This window comes from Noviherbaspirillum sp. (genome assembly GCF_036563305.1).
Taxonomy (GTDB): Bacteria; Pseudomonadota; Gammaproteobacteria; order Burkholderiales; family Burkholderiaceae_D; genus Noviherbaspirillum.
The window spans coordinates 1-14555 of record NZ_DATCMQ010000013.1 but is presented as its reverse complement, the minus strand read 5'-3'; the positions used below and the strand labels follow the sequence as shown (position 1 = coordinate 14555).

Below are 14555 nucleotides of genomic sequence, written 5' to 3'. Positions count from 1 at the left end.
GGGCGCGTTGCGGATCAATGTGCCTTTCCGCCTTCCAGGCCGCGGCCTGTCTTTTGCTGCAGCTCGTCAATCCGGCGTGATGCCTCGGCCTTGCTCAGCCCCTCGTCCATTTCCTCGCCGGCTTCTTCGCTCAGGGTCTTCAGGTAGGACTTCTGTGCGCCGGTCATCGGCTCGTCGCCGGTGGTCCAGTCTTTCGGGTCCTTGACCATGTTGCCCTTGTCGGCGTCATCCTGGGTTCGCTTGTCCATGCTGGCCTCCATTGAAAATGCGCATGCTTCAATGATTGCGCCCGGCCCCCGATTGTTCCCCTTGCACCGCTGCAAGCACGCGGCCGCGCGGTTCATCGTGCGCACCCGAGGCCAGGGCGGCGAGCAGTTGCTGCGCGCGCACCGGCTTGTACAGGCAGGGCACTCCGCTTTCCCGGATTTCGGCGATGCGGTCGGGGGCGGTCTCGCCGGTGACCAGCAGCATGCGCAGCCGAGGGTGCTCCGCGCGCAGTTGCAGCAGGAAATCGAGTCCGTTGCGCGGTCCGGGCAAGCGAAAATCCGCAAGCACCATGTCGACTGCCAGCCGGGACAGCAACTGCTCGGCTTCGTCGACATCACCGGCGCCGGTCACCTTGCACCCATGGGAGGACAAAAGTGCGGCGAGCGCCTGGCGGTTGTCGGCCTCGTCGTCGACCACGAGTACGTGGGCCGGCAACTTGCGGACGGGGGAGAGCAGCGCCTCGCTGCCGAAGATGCCTGCGGCGGCAAACTCCTGCGCGTGCGGCACCAGCACCTGGAACCGGGTGCCGCGCCGCAGCCGGGAACGCAGCGTCACAGGATGGCCGAGCAGCCCGGACAGGCGCTTGACGATCGACAGCCCGATGCCCAGGCCGAACGAACGGTCGCGCTGCGGATTGTCGACCTGGTAGAACTCGTCGAAGACGCGTTGCTGATGCTCCTCGGGAATGCCGATCCCGGTGTCGACCACGTCGAAGCACACCTGGCCGGGGTGGCCACGCCAGCGTCCGGTCCGGGCGGCAACCACCACGCCACCGTGGCGGGTGTACTTGACCGCGTTGTCGATCAGGTTGCCGAGCAGCCGTTCCAGCAGCTGGGCGTCGCTCAGGACGAGCAGGTCGCCGGGCGCCCGCAGGCGCAGCTGCAGACCCTTGTCGGCTGCCCGTGCACCGTACGTCGTGTGCAGCGCCAGGAACAGGTCGTGCACCGGCATCGGCCGGGGTTGCGGTTCCACCGCGCCGGCGTCCAGCTTGGCGACGTCCAGCATGGAATCGAGCGAGTCGCTCAGGATCCGCACCGAATGCGCGAGGCGGCCGACGGTGTCGGTGGTGTCATCGTCGAAACGGGTGCGTTCGAGCACGGCCGTGAACAGCGAGATGGCATGGAGCGGCTGCCGCAAGTCGTGGCTGGCCGCAGCAAAGAAACGGCTTTTTTCCCGGTTCGCGGCTTCCACCAGCGCCACCTGCTGCGTCAGCCGGCGTGCGAGTTCTTCCTTCTCGAACCGGACCGTGAGCGATTCCACCAGCTGGTCCGACTGCTGGGAGGTCCAGCGCAGGCAGACCGCAAGGTGGAGGATGAGCGCTGCTGCCAGGGCCCAGCCGACTCCCCCGTACCACATGTGCGAGGTGACCAGGCCGGCGCCGAGAGGCAGGCAGAACGCGGCGACCGCCTGCCGGTGGGTGGAAAGCATGACGGCGCCGGTGGACAGCGCGCCGATCAGGTAGGCGGTCAGCCAGGCCCGGTAGGCGATGTCGGCGTGCGGGCTGAGCAGCCAGGGCGTCAGGCCCCAGGCGACGCCATGCATGAAGATGTGCCGCATGATGCGGCGGGTACGCACCTCCAGCTCGCGCGCCATCCGCTCGTCGGGAATCGGCCCCAGCCGGTCGAGCCGCTTCCATTCCATGTAGCTGTAGAGGGCGACCGCCGACACCAGCCCCGCCCAGATCAGTGCGCCCGGCGAGCGCGTGTGCAGGTAGAACACGATCCAGAGCAGGGTTGCGAAAGGGAGCGCGACCAGTGCGCGCACCGGACTGATTTTCTTGCGCAGCAGCTTGAGCTGCACCCGTCGCACTTCGAGCGGCGCAGCGGGTGCAGGCGGAACGACCAGGCGTCCGAGATATTGCGTGAGCGATCTGAGGGTTGTCTGCACGTTTCCCGCCACAGGTTTGCGCGTCCGGCCACCGCCGGGCGGCGGGAGCAGACGGACCAGTGCCCGCGCATGAGGCCTGCGTGGCAGCAGGATGGCAGGCGCGGGGCCTGGCGCTATTGTATGCCTTGCGGCAAGGGCTGGCGCAGGGCCGGGCCCTTGGTCGGCTGCAGCAGGGGGCGCTGCCGGCGAGCGCGCCCGGCGGCTTTCCAGTACAGCGCGGCGGCAGCGGCGGCAAGCAGCAGAGTGGTGGCGGTGCGATGGCGCGCAATACCGGTGTAGATGCTGTGTTCCTGCACATAGGCGGTCCGCCCGCTGCGTTCGCGCAGGCCCTGCATCGGCTGGAACAGGGCGTCCTCGTGCTTGCGCGACGCCGGAGTGCGGGTCTGCTGCAGGCGGAACATCACCAGTTCCATGATCCTGTCGACCAGGCGCGGCGCATGATAGGACGCGCTGGCGAGCAGCTTCCCCGTCGATCCCACGTACAGCTCCGCGCGCGGATGCGCGGCGAGGTGCAGGATGGCTTCGGCCACCGTCTCCGGCGCGTACTGCGGCGGCGGCAGCTTCGGCACATGGTCCGTGTAATTCCTGGCGTGCACCGGAAACATCGTGTCGATTGCCGATGGCGTCACGAGGCAGACTGCGACCGGCGCACCGGCCTGTTCCACCTCCATCCGCAGCGCCGTGGTGAACGCCTTCACCGCGTGCTTTGCCGCGGAATAATAGCCATGCAGCGGCGCCGCACGGTCCGCAAAGGCGCTGCCGACGTTGATCAGCGTGCCTCCGCCTGCCTTCAGGCGCGGCAGGGCCGCCAGGCTGCCGTGGACGACTCCCCAGAAATCGGTGTCGAAAAGGCGCATCCGGTCTTCCGCCGCCACCTCCGTCACCCTCCCGAAGATGCCGATGCCGGCATTGTTGACCCATGTGTCGAAGCCGCCGAAATGCGCGGCCGCCTGGTCGGCCACGCCGCGCATCGCGTCTTCGCTGCCGACGTCGGCCTGCACGCAGATCGCTTCGCAGCCGTTACCGGCGCATTCGTCACGCAGGTGCTGCAAGCTGTCCTTGTTGCGCGAAACCAGAACCAGCCGGGCTCCGCGCCGGGCCGCCATCCGCGCAGTGACCAGGCCGATGCCGCTTGTGGCCCCGGTAATGACGATCACCTGCCCGGACAGTCGCTTCGGTCGAAAATGCATAACGTCCTCCTTTTTCCGGAAGCAGCTAGCGAAAAGCATGCCTCGGCTTGGGCCTGTACCTGCATCATCCCTTGCTATGGAAAGATTTTTGTCCTATTCTTTCCCCAGAATAGGAAAGGATGCAATGAAAGCTCAGGAACAGCACGTCGACCAGGCCGAGAACGTCATGTCCCAGGCGCTGCTGCGCGCGGCCGACATGCTCGGCATCAGCCAGGCCACGATGGCAAAGATCCTCGGTATCAGCCCCGCGACCGCTTCGCGCCTGTATAACGGCAACTACCGGCTCAGCCGCACGCGAGAGAAGGAATGGGATTTCGCTGTGCTGTTCGTCCGCGTATTCCGCTCGCTGGACGCGATTGTCGGCCACGGCGAGAACGCGCGCCGCTGGCTGCAGTCCCACAACCATGCCCTCAATGCCCGTCCGATCGAGTTGCTGACCAGGACAGAAGGCATCGTGCACGTTCTGGCCTACCTGGACGCCTACCGTGGCCGCATCTGAGGCGGCGCCGACGATCCGGCTCGACGTCTGGCGGGCGGTCGAGGCCCAGCACAAGGCCGCCACCATGCTCCTCGCGGACAGCCTGGAAGAGCAGCATCTGCTGGAACAGATCCTTGAGGATTCCAAGCCGCCCTTGCCGCCGGAGGCGCGCGGCCTGCACTGGCTGCTGTTCACCCCGTTCCGCTACCCGCCGTTGCCGCGCGGCTCGCGGTTCCGCTCCCCCGGCGATCCGGGCGTGTTCTACGGCGCCGACCAGCAGCGCACTGCATGCGCGGAACTGGGCTACTGGCGCTGGCGCTTCCTGATGGAGAGCGAGCTCGATGCGCTTGACCCGTTCCAGCAGACCTTGTTCCAGGCCAGGCTCAAGGGTCGCTGCATCGACTTGCGCCGGCCGCCGTACGACAGCCGGCGCGAACAGTGGACGGATCGCGCCGATTATTCCCATTGCCAGACATTCGCCCGGGAGGCCCGCGAGCAGGGCGTGCAGGTGATCCGCTACCAGTCGGTGCGCGATCCACAGGCCGGCGCATGCGCCGCCGTGCTCAGCCCTGCGGCCTTCGCCCAGCCGGCCCCGATCCGCAGCGAAACCTGGATTCTCAGCGTGGCCCGCGGCCGGGTGCTGTGGCAGCAGGATTCCATCTTCCCCGGGGGGGCCTTCGAATTCCCTGCCGCCAGCTGGGAAACGTCCTGACTTGTCGATGCTGCATGAATGCCGACAATTCGATACAAAACCAGGCCGGCAGGACATGCGAGGGATACATCGGCACGGCAATATTGCACCCGCTGCACCGCCGGCCCGGATTCTGCATAATCGCGCAGGCGCCGCCACTGCCCCGGGCCGCATAATCAGGAAGAATTGATGGATCGACAAATCCCGCCTCCCGCTGACACTTCTCATCGCACCCGCTCTCGTCGCACGTCCTTGCTCGGCACCATAGCCGCCCTCCTGGTGCTGGCCGCGCTGGGCGGCCTGGCCTGGTACCTGGTGCAGCAAACAAAGGCGCCCGACGCCGCCGGACCCGGCGCCCGGCGCGGCCTCCCGCCCACCACCGTCGGCATTGCCACGGTGGAAAAACAGGACATTCCCGTCATCGTCGAGGCCCTGGGCACGGTGACCGCGAGCGCGGTCGCCACCGTGCGGCCGCAAGTGACGGGCGTCCTGCAGAAGGTGCATTACACCGAAGGGCAGGTGGTCAAGGCGGGGCAGCTGCTGGCGACGATAGATCCGCGCCAGTTCGAGATGGCGTTGATGCAGGCAACCGGCCAGCGCCAGCGCGACGAGGCCCAGCTGGAGAACGCGCGGGTCACCCTGGCCCGCTACAAGACGCTGCTGGAACAGGATTCGATCGCCCGGCAGGAGGTCGACAGCCAGGCGGCGCTGGTCAAGCAGCTTGAAGGCACGGTAGCGGTGGACCGTGCGGCCGAGGGCACCGCACGGCTCAATCTCAGCCACACCCGCATCACTGCACCGATCGGCGGACGTCTCGGCCTGCGCGCGGTCGACGTCGGCAACCTTGTCAGCAGCAGCGATGCGGCGGGCATTGCGGACATCACGCAGGTTTCCCCGATCGACGTCGAGTTTTCCCTGCCGCAGGACCTGGTGCCCGAATTGCGTGAACGCCTGGACGCGAACGCCGAGCTGCCGGTCGAGGCGCTCGACCGGGCGCGCGTCAATGTGCTGGACACCGGCAGATTCCTCGCCCTTGACAACCAGGTCGACCCCGAGACCGGCACGGTCAGGGCCAAGGCGCGCTTCACCAACGCCAAGGGCGCGTTGTTTCCGAGCCAGTTCGTCAATGCGCGCCTCCTCCTGCGCACGATCAGCGGCGCGATGACGGTGCCGGTCAATGCGGTCAGGCACGGCGGCAACGGCGACTACGTCTACGTCGTCAACACCGCGGATCGCAAGGTGGCGTTGCGCGCCGTGAAACGCGGCCAGGCGACCGTTGACAAGGTGCAGATTGTTTCCGGACTCGAGGCCGGCGAGAAGGTGGTCACCGAAGGTGCGGACCGCCTCAAGGACGGCGCCAGCGTCACCTTGCCGGGCGAGGCGCGCCGGCCGGGCGGCGCCCGCGGCAACGGGGCGCAGGGCCCGGGTGCGCAGGCGCAGGGCGATGCTCCCCCGATGTCGCAGGGCGAACGCCGCCGGCGCAGCGCACAGACCACGCCGCAATAGGCGCAACCGGCCACCGTCGAGGCGCGGCGCCCCCCGCTTCGCATCCAACAACAGGAAAGATGCATCAATGAGCCCCTCACGGCCATTCATCCAACGCCCCGTCGCGACCTCGCTGCTGATGCTGGCCATCGTCCTGGCAGGCCTCATCGGCTTCCGCTTCCTGCCGCTGTCCGCGCTGCCGCAGGTCGACTTTCCGACGATACAGGTGCAGACGCTCTATCCGGGCGCCAGCCCTGAGGTGATGAGCCGTACCGTGACCGCGCCGCTGGAACGCCAGCTCGGCCAGATGTCGGGCCTGCAGAGGATGAGCTCGACCAGCGCCGCCGGCGTGTCCATCATTACGCTGCAGTTCGGCCTGGGGCAGACCATCGACGTCGCCGAACAGGAGGTGCAGGCCGCAATCAACGCGGGCGGCTCGCTGCTGCCGGCGGATCTTCCTGCGCCGCCGGTCTACGCCAAGATCAACCCGGCGGATGCGCCGGTGCTGACGCTTGCCATCACTTCCGACACGCTGCCGCTGACCGAGGTGCAGAACCTCGTCAACACCCGGCTGGCGCTGAAGATCAGCCAGGTGTCCGGCGTCGGCCTGGTAACGCTGAACGGCGGCCAGCGGCCCGCCGTCCGCATCCAGGCCGACACCCAGGCGCTGGCCTCCTACGGGCTCGGCCTCGACAGCCTGCGCACGGCAATCACCGCCGCGAACGCGAACGGGGCGAAGGGCAGCTTCGACGGGCCCACGCGCTCGTATACGATCAACGCCAACGACCAGCTGCTGACGGCAGCCGACTACCGCGACCTGATCATTGCCTATCGCAACAATGCCCCGGTGCGCCTGTCGAATGTGGCGCAGGTCGTCGACAGTGCGGAGAACCTGAAGCTGGGCGCCTGGGCCGGAACGACGCCGGCAATCATCCTGAACGTGCAGCGCCAGCCGGGCGCCAACGTGATCGCCACGGTTGACGCAATCAAGGCGCGCCTGCCGGAACTGCAGGCCGGACTGCCGGAGTCGCTGAAGGTCGAAGTGCTGAGCGACCGCACCAGCGGCATCCGCGCCTCGGTCGAGCATGTGCAGATCGAACTGGTGCTCGCGGTGCTGCTGGTGGTGCTGGTGATCTTCGCCTTCCTGCATGACCTGCGGGCCACGGTCATTGCCAGCCTGGCGGTGCCGATCTCGCTGATCGGCACCTGCGGATTCATGTACCTGCTTGGCTACAGCCTCAACAACCTGAGCCTGATGGCGCTCACCATCGCCACCGGATTCGTGGTCGACGACGCCATCGTGATGATCGAGAACATCGCCCGTTTCATAGAAAAGGGCGAGAAGCCGATGGCGGCGGCCATCAAGGGGGCGTCGCAGATCGGTTTCACCATCATTTCGCTGACCGTATCACTGATCGCGGTGCTGATCCCCTTGCTGTTCATGGGTGACGTGGTCGGCCGGCTGTTCCGCGAGTTCGCGGTCACGCTGTCGCTCACCATCCTGATTTCCGCACTGGTGTCGCTGACCCTGGTGCCGATGATGTCGGCGCGGTGGTTGCGCCCGTCCTCCGTTGCGCATCATGAAGGCCGGTTCCAGCGCGGTTTCGACCGGCTGGTCCGGCACTATGACAGCGGGCTGCAATGGGTGCTGGCTCGGCAGGGGCTGACCCTCGTCGTCGCCTTGCTGACGCTTGCGTTGACGGTACTGCTGTATGTCTGGATGCCGAAAGGCCTGTTCCCCGTGCAGGACACCGGCCAGTTGCGGGCGCGGATCGAGGCGGGGCAGTCCGTCTCCTTCCAGCGCATGGCCGAGCTGCAGCAGCAGGCCGCCCGGGAGATCCTGGCCGATCCGGCGGTCGCCAATCTCAGTTCCGTCGTCGGCGTCGATGCCGCAAACAACACGATGCTCCACACCGGCAGCATGCTGATCAACCTGAAGCGCGGCAGCGGCAGCAGCCAGGAAGAAGTGATGGAACGGCTGCGCGAGGCGGTCGGCCGCATTCCCGGATTGACGCTTTACCTGCAACCGACGCAGGACCTGACGATTGATGCCGAAAGCGGGCCGACGCAGTACCGCGTCTCGCTCGAAGGCTCGGACAATGCCACCGTTGTCCAGTGGGCCGACAAGCTGGCGCAGCGGATGCGGGAGATGCCGGCGTTGCGCAGCGTTGCCACCGACGCCGGCGCCACCGGCGTTGCAGCCTTCGTCGATATCGACAGGGACACCGCGGCAAGGCTTTCGGTGACCGCCGCCTCCATCGACGACGCTCTCTACAACGCGTTCGGCCAGCGCATCGTCTCGACGATCTTCACCGAGACCAACCAGTACCGGGTGATCCTGGAAGCCCGTCCCGGCCTGCTCACCACGCCTGCGTCGCTCGGCATGCTGCCGCTGCGTACCGGCTCGGGCGAACCGACTCCGCTGTCCGCGGTCGCCCGCGTGAACGAGCGGCCGGCACCGCTGCAGATCACCCACGTCGCGCAGTTTCCCGCCACCACCCTCGGCTTCGATACCGCCCCTGGTGTCGCGCTTGGCCAGGCCGTCGATGCGGTGCGCAAGGCGGCTGCCGACATCGGCATGCCCGCCAGCGTCAGCCTGCAATTCCTGGGTTCCGCGGGCGCCTACGAGGCCTCGCTCACCAACCAGCTATGGCTGATTCTCGCGGCGGTGGTCTGCGTCTACATCGTGCTCGGCGTGCTCTATGAAAGCTACATCCATCCGCTGACCATCCTGTCCACGCTGCCGTCGGCCGGGGTCGGGGCATTGCTTGCGCTGTGGATCAGCGGACAGGACCTGGGTGTGATCGGCATCATCGGCATCATCCTGCTGATCGGCATCGTGAAGAAGAACGCGATCATGATGATCGACTTCGCCATCGATGCCGAACGCAATGAGGGACGTTCGCCGCGGGATGCCATCTACCAGGCCGCGCTGCTGCGTTTTCGTCCGATTCTGATGACCACCCTCGCCGCGCTCTTCGCCGCCCTGCCACTGATGTTCGGCTGGGGCGAAGGCGCCGAGCTGCGCCGGCCGCTCGGCCTCGCGATCTTCGGCGGTCTGGTGGTCAGCCAGGTGCTGACCCTGTTCACCACGCCGGTGATCTACCTCGCCTTCGACCGCCTCGGCAACCGCCGGCGGGCGCGAGAGGCAGGGGAGGCACGGGCGTGAATCTCTCCGCTCCCTTTGTCCGCCGGCCGGTCGCCACCATCCTGCTGACCATCGGCCTTGCCCTGGCGGGCATCGCCGCCTTCTTCGTGCTGCCGGTCTCGCCGCTGCCGCAGGTGGACTATCCGACCATCTCGGTCAGTGCCTCGCTGCCCGGGGCGAGTCCAGAAACGATGGCGACCAGCGTCGCCACGCCGCTTGAAAGACGGCTGGGCGTGATCGCGGGGGTCAACGACATGACCTCCAACAGCGGCAACGGCTCGACCCGCATCAGCCTGCAGTTCGACCTGAACCGCAAGATCGACGCCGCCGCGCGCGAGGTGCAGGCGGCCATCAACGCCGCCCGTGCCGACCTGCCCGCGACGCTGCGCAGCAATCCCACCTACCGCAAGGTGAATCCCTCCGACTCGCCGGTCATCATCCTGGCGCTGACGTCCCGGACGCGTTCGCCGGGCCAGATCTACGAGGAAGTCTCCAACCTGGTGCAGCAGAAGCTGGCCCAGGTGCCGGGCGTCGGCGATGTCGAGATCGGCGGCGGCTCGCTGCCAGCGGTGCGGGTGGAATTGTTGCCATTTGCGCTGAACCGCTACGGCGTCAGCATGGAGGATGTGCGCGCGGCCATCCAGGCGAGCGCCGCCAACCGGCCGAAGGGTGCGCTGGAAGGAAACGGCAGGCGCCTGCAGATCTACAGCCAGGCCGGCAACGGCGGACGCACGGCCGCCGACTACCGCGGGCTGGTCGTCGCCTGGCGCGACGGCGCGGCGGTGCGCCTGCAGGACGTGGCGGAGGTGGTGGATGGCGTCGAGGACAGTCGCACCATCGGCCTGTTCAACGGCCAGCCGTCGGTGATCGTGCTGGTGACGCAGCAACCCGGCGCCAACGTGATCGAGACGGTGGACGGCGTGCGCGCGCTGTTGCCGGAACTGCAAGCCTTGCTGCCCCAGGACGTGCGCCTGCAGGTGGCGTCGGACCGGACAAGCTCCATCCGCAACTCCCTGGAGGAGATCGAGTTCACGCTGCTGATCTCCATCGTGCTGGTGGTGCTGGTGGTGAGCGCCTTCCTGCGCAGTGTCCGCGCGACGGTGATTCCCGCCGTGGCAACCGTTGTTTCGCTGCTGGGCACCTTCGGCGTCATGTACCTGCTCGGATTCAGCCTGAACAACCTCAGCCTGATGGCACTGACGGTGGCCACCGGCTTTGTCGTCGACGACGCCATCGTCGTGCTGGAGAACACCAGCCGCCATGTCGAACAGGGCATGGACCGTTTCAAGGCGGCGTTGCTGGGGGCGCGCGAGGTCGGATTCACCGTGCTCTCCATCAGCCTGTCGCTGGTTGCGGTGTTCATTCCGTTGCTGTTCATGGGCGGCCAGATCGGTCGGCTGTTCCGGGAATTTGCCGTCACGCTGTCGGCCGCCGTGATGATATCGATGGTGATTTCCCTGACCACGACGCCGATGATGTGCGCCTGGCTGCTCAGGCCCGGGCACGCGGACAAGCCGCAGGGGCGGATCGCCCGGTTCTTCGCACGCGGTTTCGATCGCATGCAGGGAACCTACGCCCACAGCCTCGACTGGGCGCTCGCCCACCGCTGGATCGTGATGGCGGTCCTGGGGGCGATCGTCGGCCTGAACATCTACCTTTTCATGGCCGCGCCCAAGGGCTTCTTCCCGCAGCAGGACACCGGCCAGATCAATGGCGGTCTGCGCGCCGATCGCAGCATCTCCTTCGAGGCGATGCAGGGCAAGCTGCAGCAGATGGTCGACATCATCCGGCGCGATCCGGCCGTCGATACCGTCGTCGGTTTCACCGGCGGCAGGCGCGCGGGCGGCGGCTTCATGTTCGTCAACCTCAAGCCGCGTTCGGAAAGGGATGTCGGCGGACAGGCGGTGATCGCGCGCTTGCGTCCGCAACTGGCGCAGGTCACCGGCGTCAGCCTGTTCCTCAATACCGTGCAGGATCTTCGCATGGGCAGCCGCCAGAGCAACTCGACCTACCAGTATTCGCTGAAGAGCGACAGCAGCGGCGACCTCAAGACCTGGGCCGTGCGGCTCGCGGAAGCGATGAAACTGCAACCCTCCCTGGTCGACGTCGACACCGACCAGCAGGAGAACGGCGTGGAGACCTTCGTGGAGATTGACCGTGACGCCGCCTCGCGCCTCGGCGTGACATCGCGCGATGTCGACAACGCGCTTTACAACGCCTTCGGCCAGCGCCAGGTCGCGACGATCTACGACGAGCTCAATCAATACCATGTGATCATGGAAGTTGCGCCGCGCTACGCCCGCAGCCCCGAGTCCTTGAAGGATATCTACGTCCCGGTGCGCGCAGCGGCGACCGGGGCCGCCGGCGCCGCCGCCGCAAGCACCACGCCGGTCAACCCCGCGCTGCGCGATCCGTCCAGCGGACAGGCGCTGAGCACGAACGCCTCGACGATGGTGCCGCTGGTGGCCTTTGCGAGCTTCAGCGAGCGCTCGGCGCCGGCCTCCATCAGCCACGAGAATGCGGAACTGGCGACGACGATCTCCTTCAACCTGGCGCCGGGCAGCAACCTCAGCGACGCCCAGGCCGCGGTGAAGGCGGCCGAGGCCGAGATCGGCATGCCGACCAATGTGCGCGGCAGCTTCGAAGGTGCCGCGCGCAGTTTCCAGGAGTCGCAGAACCAGCAGCCGTTGCTGATCGCGGCCGCATTGGTGGTGATCTACATCGTGCTCGGCATCCTCTACGAGAGCCTGGTGCATCCGGTCACGGTGCTGTCGACCCTGCCTTCCGCCGGCGTCGGCGCTGTGCTTGCGCTGCTGCTGTTCAAGATGGATTTCTCGGTGATTGCGCTCATCGGCGTGTTCCTGCTGATCGGCATTGTCAAGAAGAACGCGATTCTCATCATCGACTTTGCGCTGGAGGCGGAACGTGCGCGCGGCTTGCCGGCGCGCGAGGCCGTGCGGGAAGCCTGCCTGTTGCGCTTCCGCCCGATTCTGATGACCACCCTTGCGGCGGCGCTGGGGGCCTTGCCCCTCGCAGTCGGTTTCGGCGAAGGTTCCGAATTACGTCGGCCGCTCGGCGTGGCGATCATCGGCGGCCTGATCGCCAGCCAGTTGCTGACGCTGCTCACGACACCAGTCGTCTACCTGATGCTCGACAAGCTGCGGCGCCCGAGCGCCAACGAACACCTGCTGGCCAGGGACGACGGCCAGACATCGACCACACCACAAGCATGAAGAACATGACCCGATCCATGCTCGCCGCGCTGCTCGCGGCCCTCCTCGGCGGATGCGCCCTCGCGCCGGCGTACGAGCGCCCCGCGCAACCTCTGCCTGCGCATTTCAAGGAGGCGCCGGGCTGGATGCCCGCCGCTGCTGCAAACCTCGAACGCGGGCCATGGTGGACCGTTTTCGGCGATCCGGTACTGGACGAGCTTGCCGCCGCGGTGGAGGTGTCGAACCAGAATGTCGCGGCCGCGGCCGCGGCCTACGAGCAAGCCCGGGCAGCGGTGAGGCAGCAGCGATCCGGATTGTTCCCCCTCGTGACGCTCGATGGCGGCGCCGGGCGCTCCGGTGGTGGCAGCGGAAGCAGCCGTTCCGTTTCCAGCAGCACATCCACGGGTTCGTCGAACTCCTATCAGGTCGGCATCGGCGCCAGCTGGGAGCCCGATGTCTGGGGCCGGCTGCGCGCGGCGGTGAACAGCGCCGGCGCCAGCGCCCAGGCCAGTGCTGCCGATCTCGCCGCCGCGCGGCTGGCAGCGCAGGGGGAGCTCGCCGCCAACTATTTCGGTCTTCGGCTTGCGGATGTGCAGATCGCGCTCCTGCGGGAAACCATCACCGGGTACCAGCGCGTATTGCAGATCACGCGCAATCGCTACCAGGCAGGTGTCGCGCCAAGAACCGATGTCTTGCAGGCAGAGACGCAACTGGCGAGCGCGCAGGCGGAAGAGGCCGGATTGACGCGCGACCGCGCGCAACGCGAACATGCAATCGCCGTGCTGATCGGTAAGGCGCCCGCTGACTTCTCGCTGGCGGCAGGGCAGCCGACCGCCAATGTGCCGGACGTCCCGGCGCTTCTTCCTTCGACGCTGCTGCTGCGCAGGCCGGACATCGCGGCGGCGGAGCGCCGGGTAGCGGCGGCGAATGAACAGATCGGCATTGCCCGCAGCGGCTACTTTCCCAGCGTCGGGCTGAGCGCTTCATATGACAGCTCGGCAAGCAGCATCGGCAACCTGTTCAGTGCATCGACTGCCCTCTGGTCGCTCGGGCTTTCCGCAGCGCAAACGCTCTTCGATGCCGGCGCCATCGGTGCGGGCGTTGACGCGGCGCGCGCTGCGCACCAGCAGGCTGCCGCGCGCTATCGACAAACCGTTCTCTCGGCATTTCAGGATGTCGAGGATCAGCTCTCGGCATCGCAGGTGCTTGCGCGCCAACTCGAATTCAGGCGCCAGGCCGCGGAGGCGGCGAACCTGGCCGAAGAGCAGATGCTCAATCGTTATCGTGCAGGCCAGGTCGGGTACACGGAGGTGGTATCCGCACAAGTGACGGCACTCAATGCACGTCGTGCACTTGCGCAAGCCCGCGCCGACAGGCAGACCGCTGCCGTGGCGCTGATCCAGTCGCTCGGTGGCGGCTGGGAGCAGGAGCAGTGAGCAGCGCAGCGTCATGCAACCAGGCAAGGCTGGTCAAAACGGAACGTCCTTCCCGCCTCGGGATCATAAGGATTTTTGCGGAGGCAAACATGACTGGACCTACACCTGCAAACAAATCGCCGGCGGACTCGGCCGGCCCCCAGCCGGTTCGTACAACGAAGGACACGATCGCTACCGAGGACATCGGCCTGCCGAGCGGTGTGCAGCCGGACGAACTGCCGAAGCTCGACGAGATCAGCCCTGACCAGGACAAAGTCGAGCGCAAGCACTGAGCGAATGCGCGCGCCAGCAGGTGCGGCGTGAGCAATTCGTCTATCCGTTTCATCTACATTTTTCGCCGCGTGCAGAGGCCTCGGCAGCGGCGAAAAAGAAAAACGAAAAATTCTCCGCGCAGCCACTTGCAGATCGCCGCCGTCTTCGCTATAGTTCGCCTCCCGTCGCGCAACACAGCAAACAAGTGCTCCGAAACGAGCGGTTTGCGTAGCGTGATGGAGGTAGGCAAAGCAGGAGAATTTCCTTGAAATTCGAGGCGCAGCTACCAGATAGATTGGACGGGCAGTGAACACAACGATTCGCTGCCAGGCAGTAAAAAGATCTTTAACAAGTAACAGCCGATAAGTGTGGGCGCTTGGTGGAGTGCGGCGATGAGAGATCATCGTAATGCTTTAAATATCAAGTGCTCGCACAGAATATAGGTAGGAATCGCAAGAGAACTACCTGTCAGTATTTTGAGTGAGCGACGGTTCTTCGGAACCTGCCAG

At 66.5% G+C, this 14555-nt stretch carries 10 protein-coding genes; 7 read left to right on the top strand and 3 right to left on the bottom strand.

The window, feature by feature from the left end; all coding sequences use genetic code 11:
- Positions 1-14: 14 nt before the first annotated feature.
- The 3 genes from VIM12_RS10515 to VIM12_RS10505 all read right to left on the bottom strand — a co-directional run bounded on the left by VIM12_RS10515 (position 15) and on the right by VIM12_RS10505 (position 3344).
- The gene (locus tag VIM12_RS10515) at positions 15-248 is read right to left on the bottom strand and encodes a DUF3072 domain-containing protein (protein WP_331941581.1); all 234 of its coding nucleotides are present in this window, start codon (positions 246-248) and stop codon (positions 15-17) included.
- A 28-nt stretch (positions 249-276) separates the two neighbouring features.
- Positions 277-2154: a hybrid sensor histidine kinase/response regulator gene (locus VIM12_RS10510; protein ID WP_331941580.1), complete on the bottom strand. Its 1878-nt coding sequence runs from the start codon at positions 2152-2154 to the stop codon at positions 277-279.
- 113 nt (positions 2155-2267) lie between these two features.
- Positions 2268-3344 (bottom strand): SDR family oxidoreductase, encoded by a 1077-nt coding sequence (locus VIM12_RS10505; RefSeq protein WP_331941579.1) that lies wholly within the window; start codon positions 3342-3344, stop codon positions 2268-2270.
- A 124-nt stretch (positions 3345-3468) separates the two neighbouring features.
- Here VIM12_RS10505 and VIM12_RS10500 point away from each other — a divergent pair, with 124 nt between their 5' ends.
- From VIM12_RS10500 to VIM12_RS10470, 7 genes are all read left to right on the top strand, one after another.
- Entirely contained in the window at positions 3469-3843 is a 375-nt protein-coding gene (locus tag VIM12_RS10500; RefSeq protein WP_331941578.1) for an antitoxin Xre/MbcA/ParS toxin-binding domain-containing protein, read from the top strand.
- Positions 3830-4534, top strand: coding sequence for an RES family NAD+ phosphorylase (locus tag VIM12_RS10495; RefSeq protein ID WP_331941577.1), 705 nt, complete (start codon positions 3830-3832; stop codon positions 4532-4534). The genes VIM12_RS10500 and VIM12_RS10495 overlap by 14 nt, the downstream gene beginning before the upstream one ends.
- A gap of 168 nt (positions 4535-4702) precedes the next feature.
- Positions 4703-6019 carry an efflux RND transporter periplasmic adaptor subunit gene (locus VIM12_RS10490; protein WP_331941576.1) on the top strand — a complete coding sequence of 439 codons (1317 nt, stop codon included), beginning with the start codon at positions 4703-4705 and terminating at the stop codon, positions 6017-6019.
- Positions 6020-6086: 67 nt separating this feature from the next.
- Positions 6087-9167 carry an efflux RND transporter permease subunit gene (locus VIM12_RS10485; protein ID WP_331941575.1) on the top strand — a complete coding sequence of 1027 codons (3081 nt, stop codon included), beginning with the start codon at positions 6087-6089 and terminating at the stop codon, positions 9165-9167.
- The gene (locus VIM12_RS10480) at positions 9164-12379 is read left to right on the top strand and encodes an efflux RND transporter permease subunit (protein WP_331941574.1); all 3216 of its coding nucleotides are present in this window, start codon (positions 9164-9166) and stop codon (positions 12377-12379) included. Before VIM12_RS10485 ends, VIM12_RS10480 begins: the two co-directional genes overlap by 4 nt.
- Entirely contained in the window at positions 12376-13794 is a 1419-nt protein-coding gene (locus VIM12_RS10475) for an efflux transporter outer membrane subunit (protein WP_331941573.1), read from the top strand. The genes VIM12_RS10480 and VIM12_RS10475 overlap by 4 nt, the downstream gene beginning before the upstream one ends.
- An 89-nt stretch (positions 13795-13883) precedes the next feature.
- Positions 13884-14066, top strand: coding sequence for a hypothetical protein (locus VIM12_RS10470; RefSeq protein WP_331941572.1), 183 nt, complete (start codon positions 13884-13886; stop codon positions 14064-14066).
- Positions 14067-14555 lie beyond the last annotated feature (489 nt).

Excerpts from the sequence above, each read along its gene's own strand:
- VIM12_RS10500 (WP_331941578.1), top strand. The coding sequence starts at position 3,469 with ATGAAAGCTCAGGAACAGCACGTCGACCAGGCCGAGAACGTCATGTCC.
- VIM12_RS10515 (WP_331941581.1), bottom strand. The coding sequence starts at position 248 with ATGGACAAGCGAACCCAGGATGACGCCGACAAGGGCAACATGGTCAAG.
- VIM12_RS10470 (WP_331941572.1), top strand. The coding sequence starts at position 13,884 with ATGACTGGACCTACACCTGCAAACAAATCGCCGGCGGACTCGGCCGGC.
- VIM12_RS10485 (WP_331941575.1), top strand. The coding sequence starts at position 6,087 with ATGAGCCCCTCACGGCCATTCATCCAACGCCCCGTCGCGACCTCGCTG.
- VIM12_RS10490 (WP_331941576.1), top strand. The coding sequence starts at position 4,703 with ATGGATCGACAAATCCCGCCTCCCGCTGACACTTCTCATCGCACCCGC.
- VIM12_RS10505 (WP_331941579.1), bottom strand. The coding sequence starts at position 3,344 with ATGCATTTTCGACCGAAGCGACTGTCCGGGCAGGTGATCGTCATTACC.
- VIM12_RS10475 (WP_331941573.1), top strand. The coding sequence starts at position 12,376 with ATGAAGAACATGACCCGATCCATGCTCGCCGCGCTGCTCGCGGCCCTC.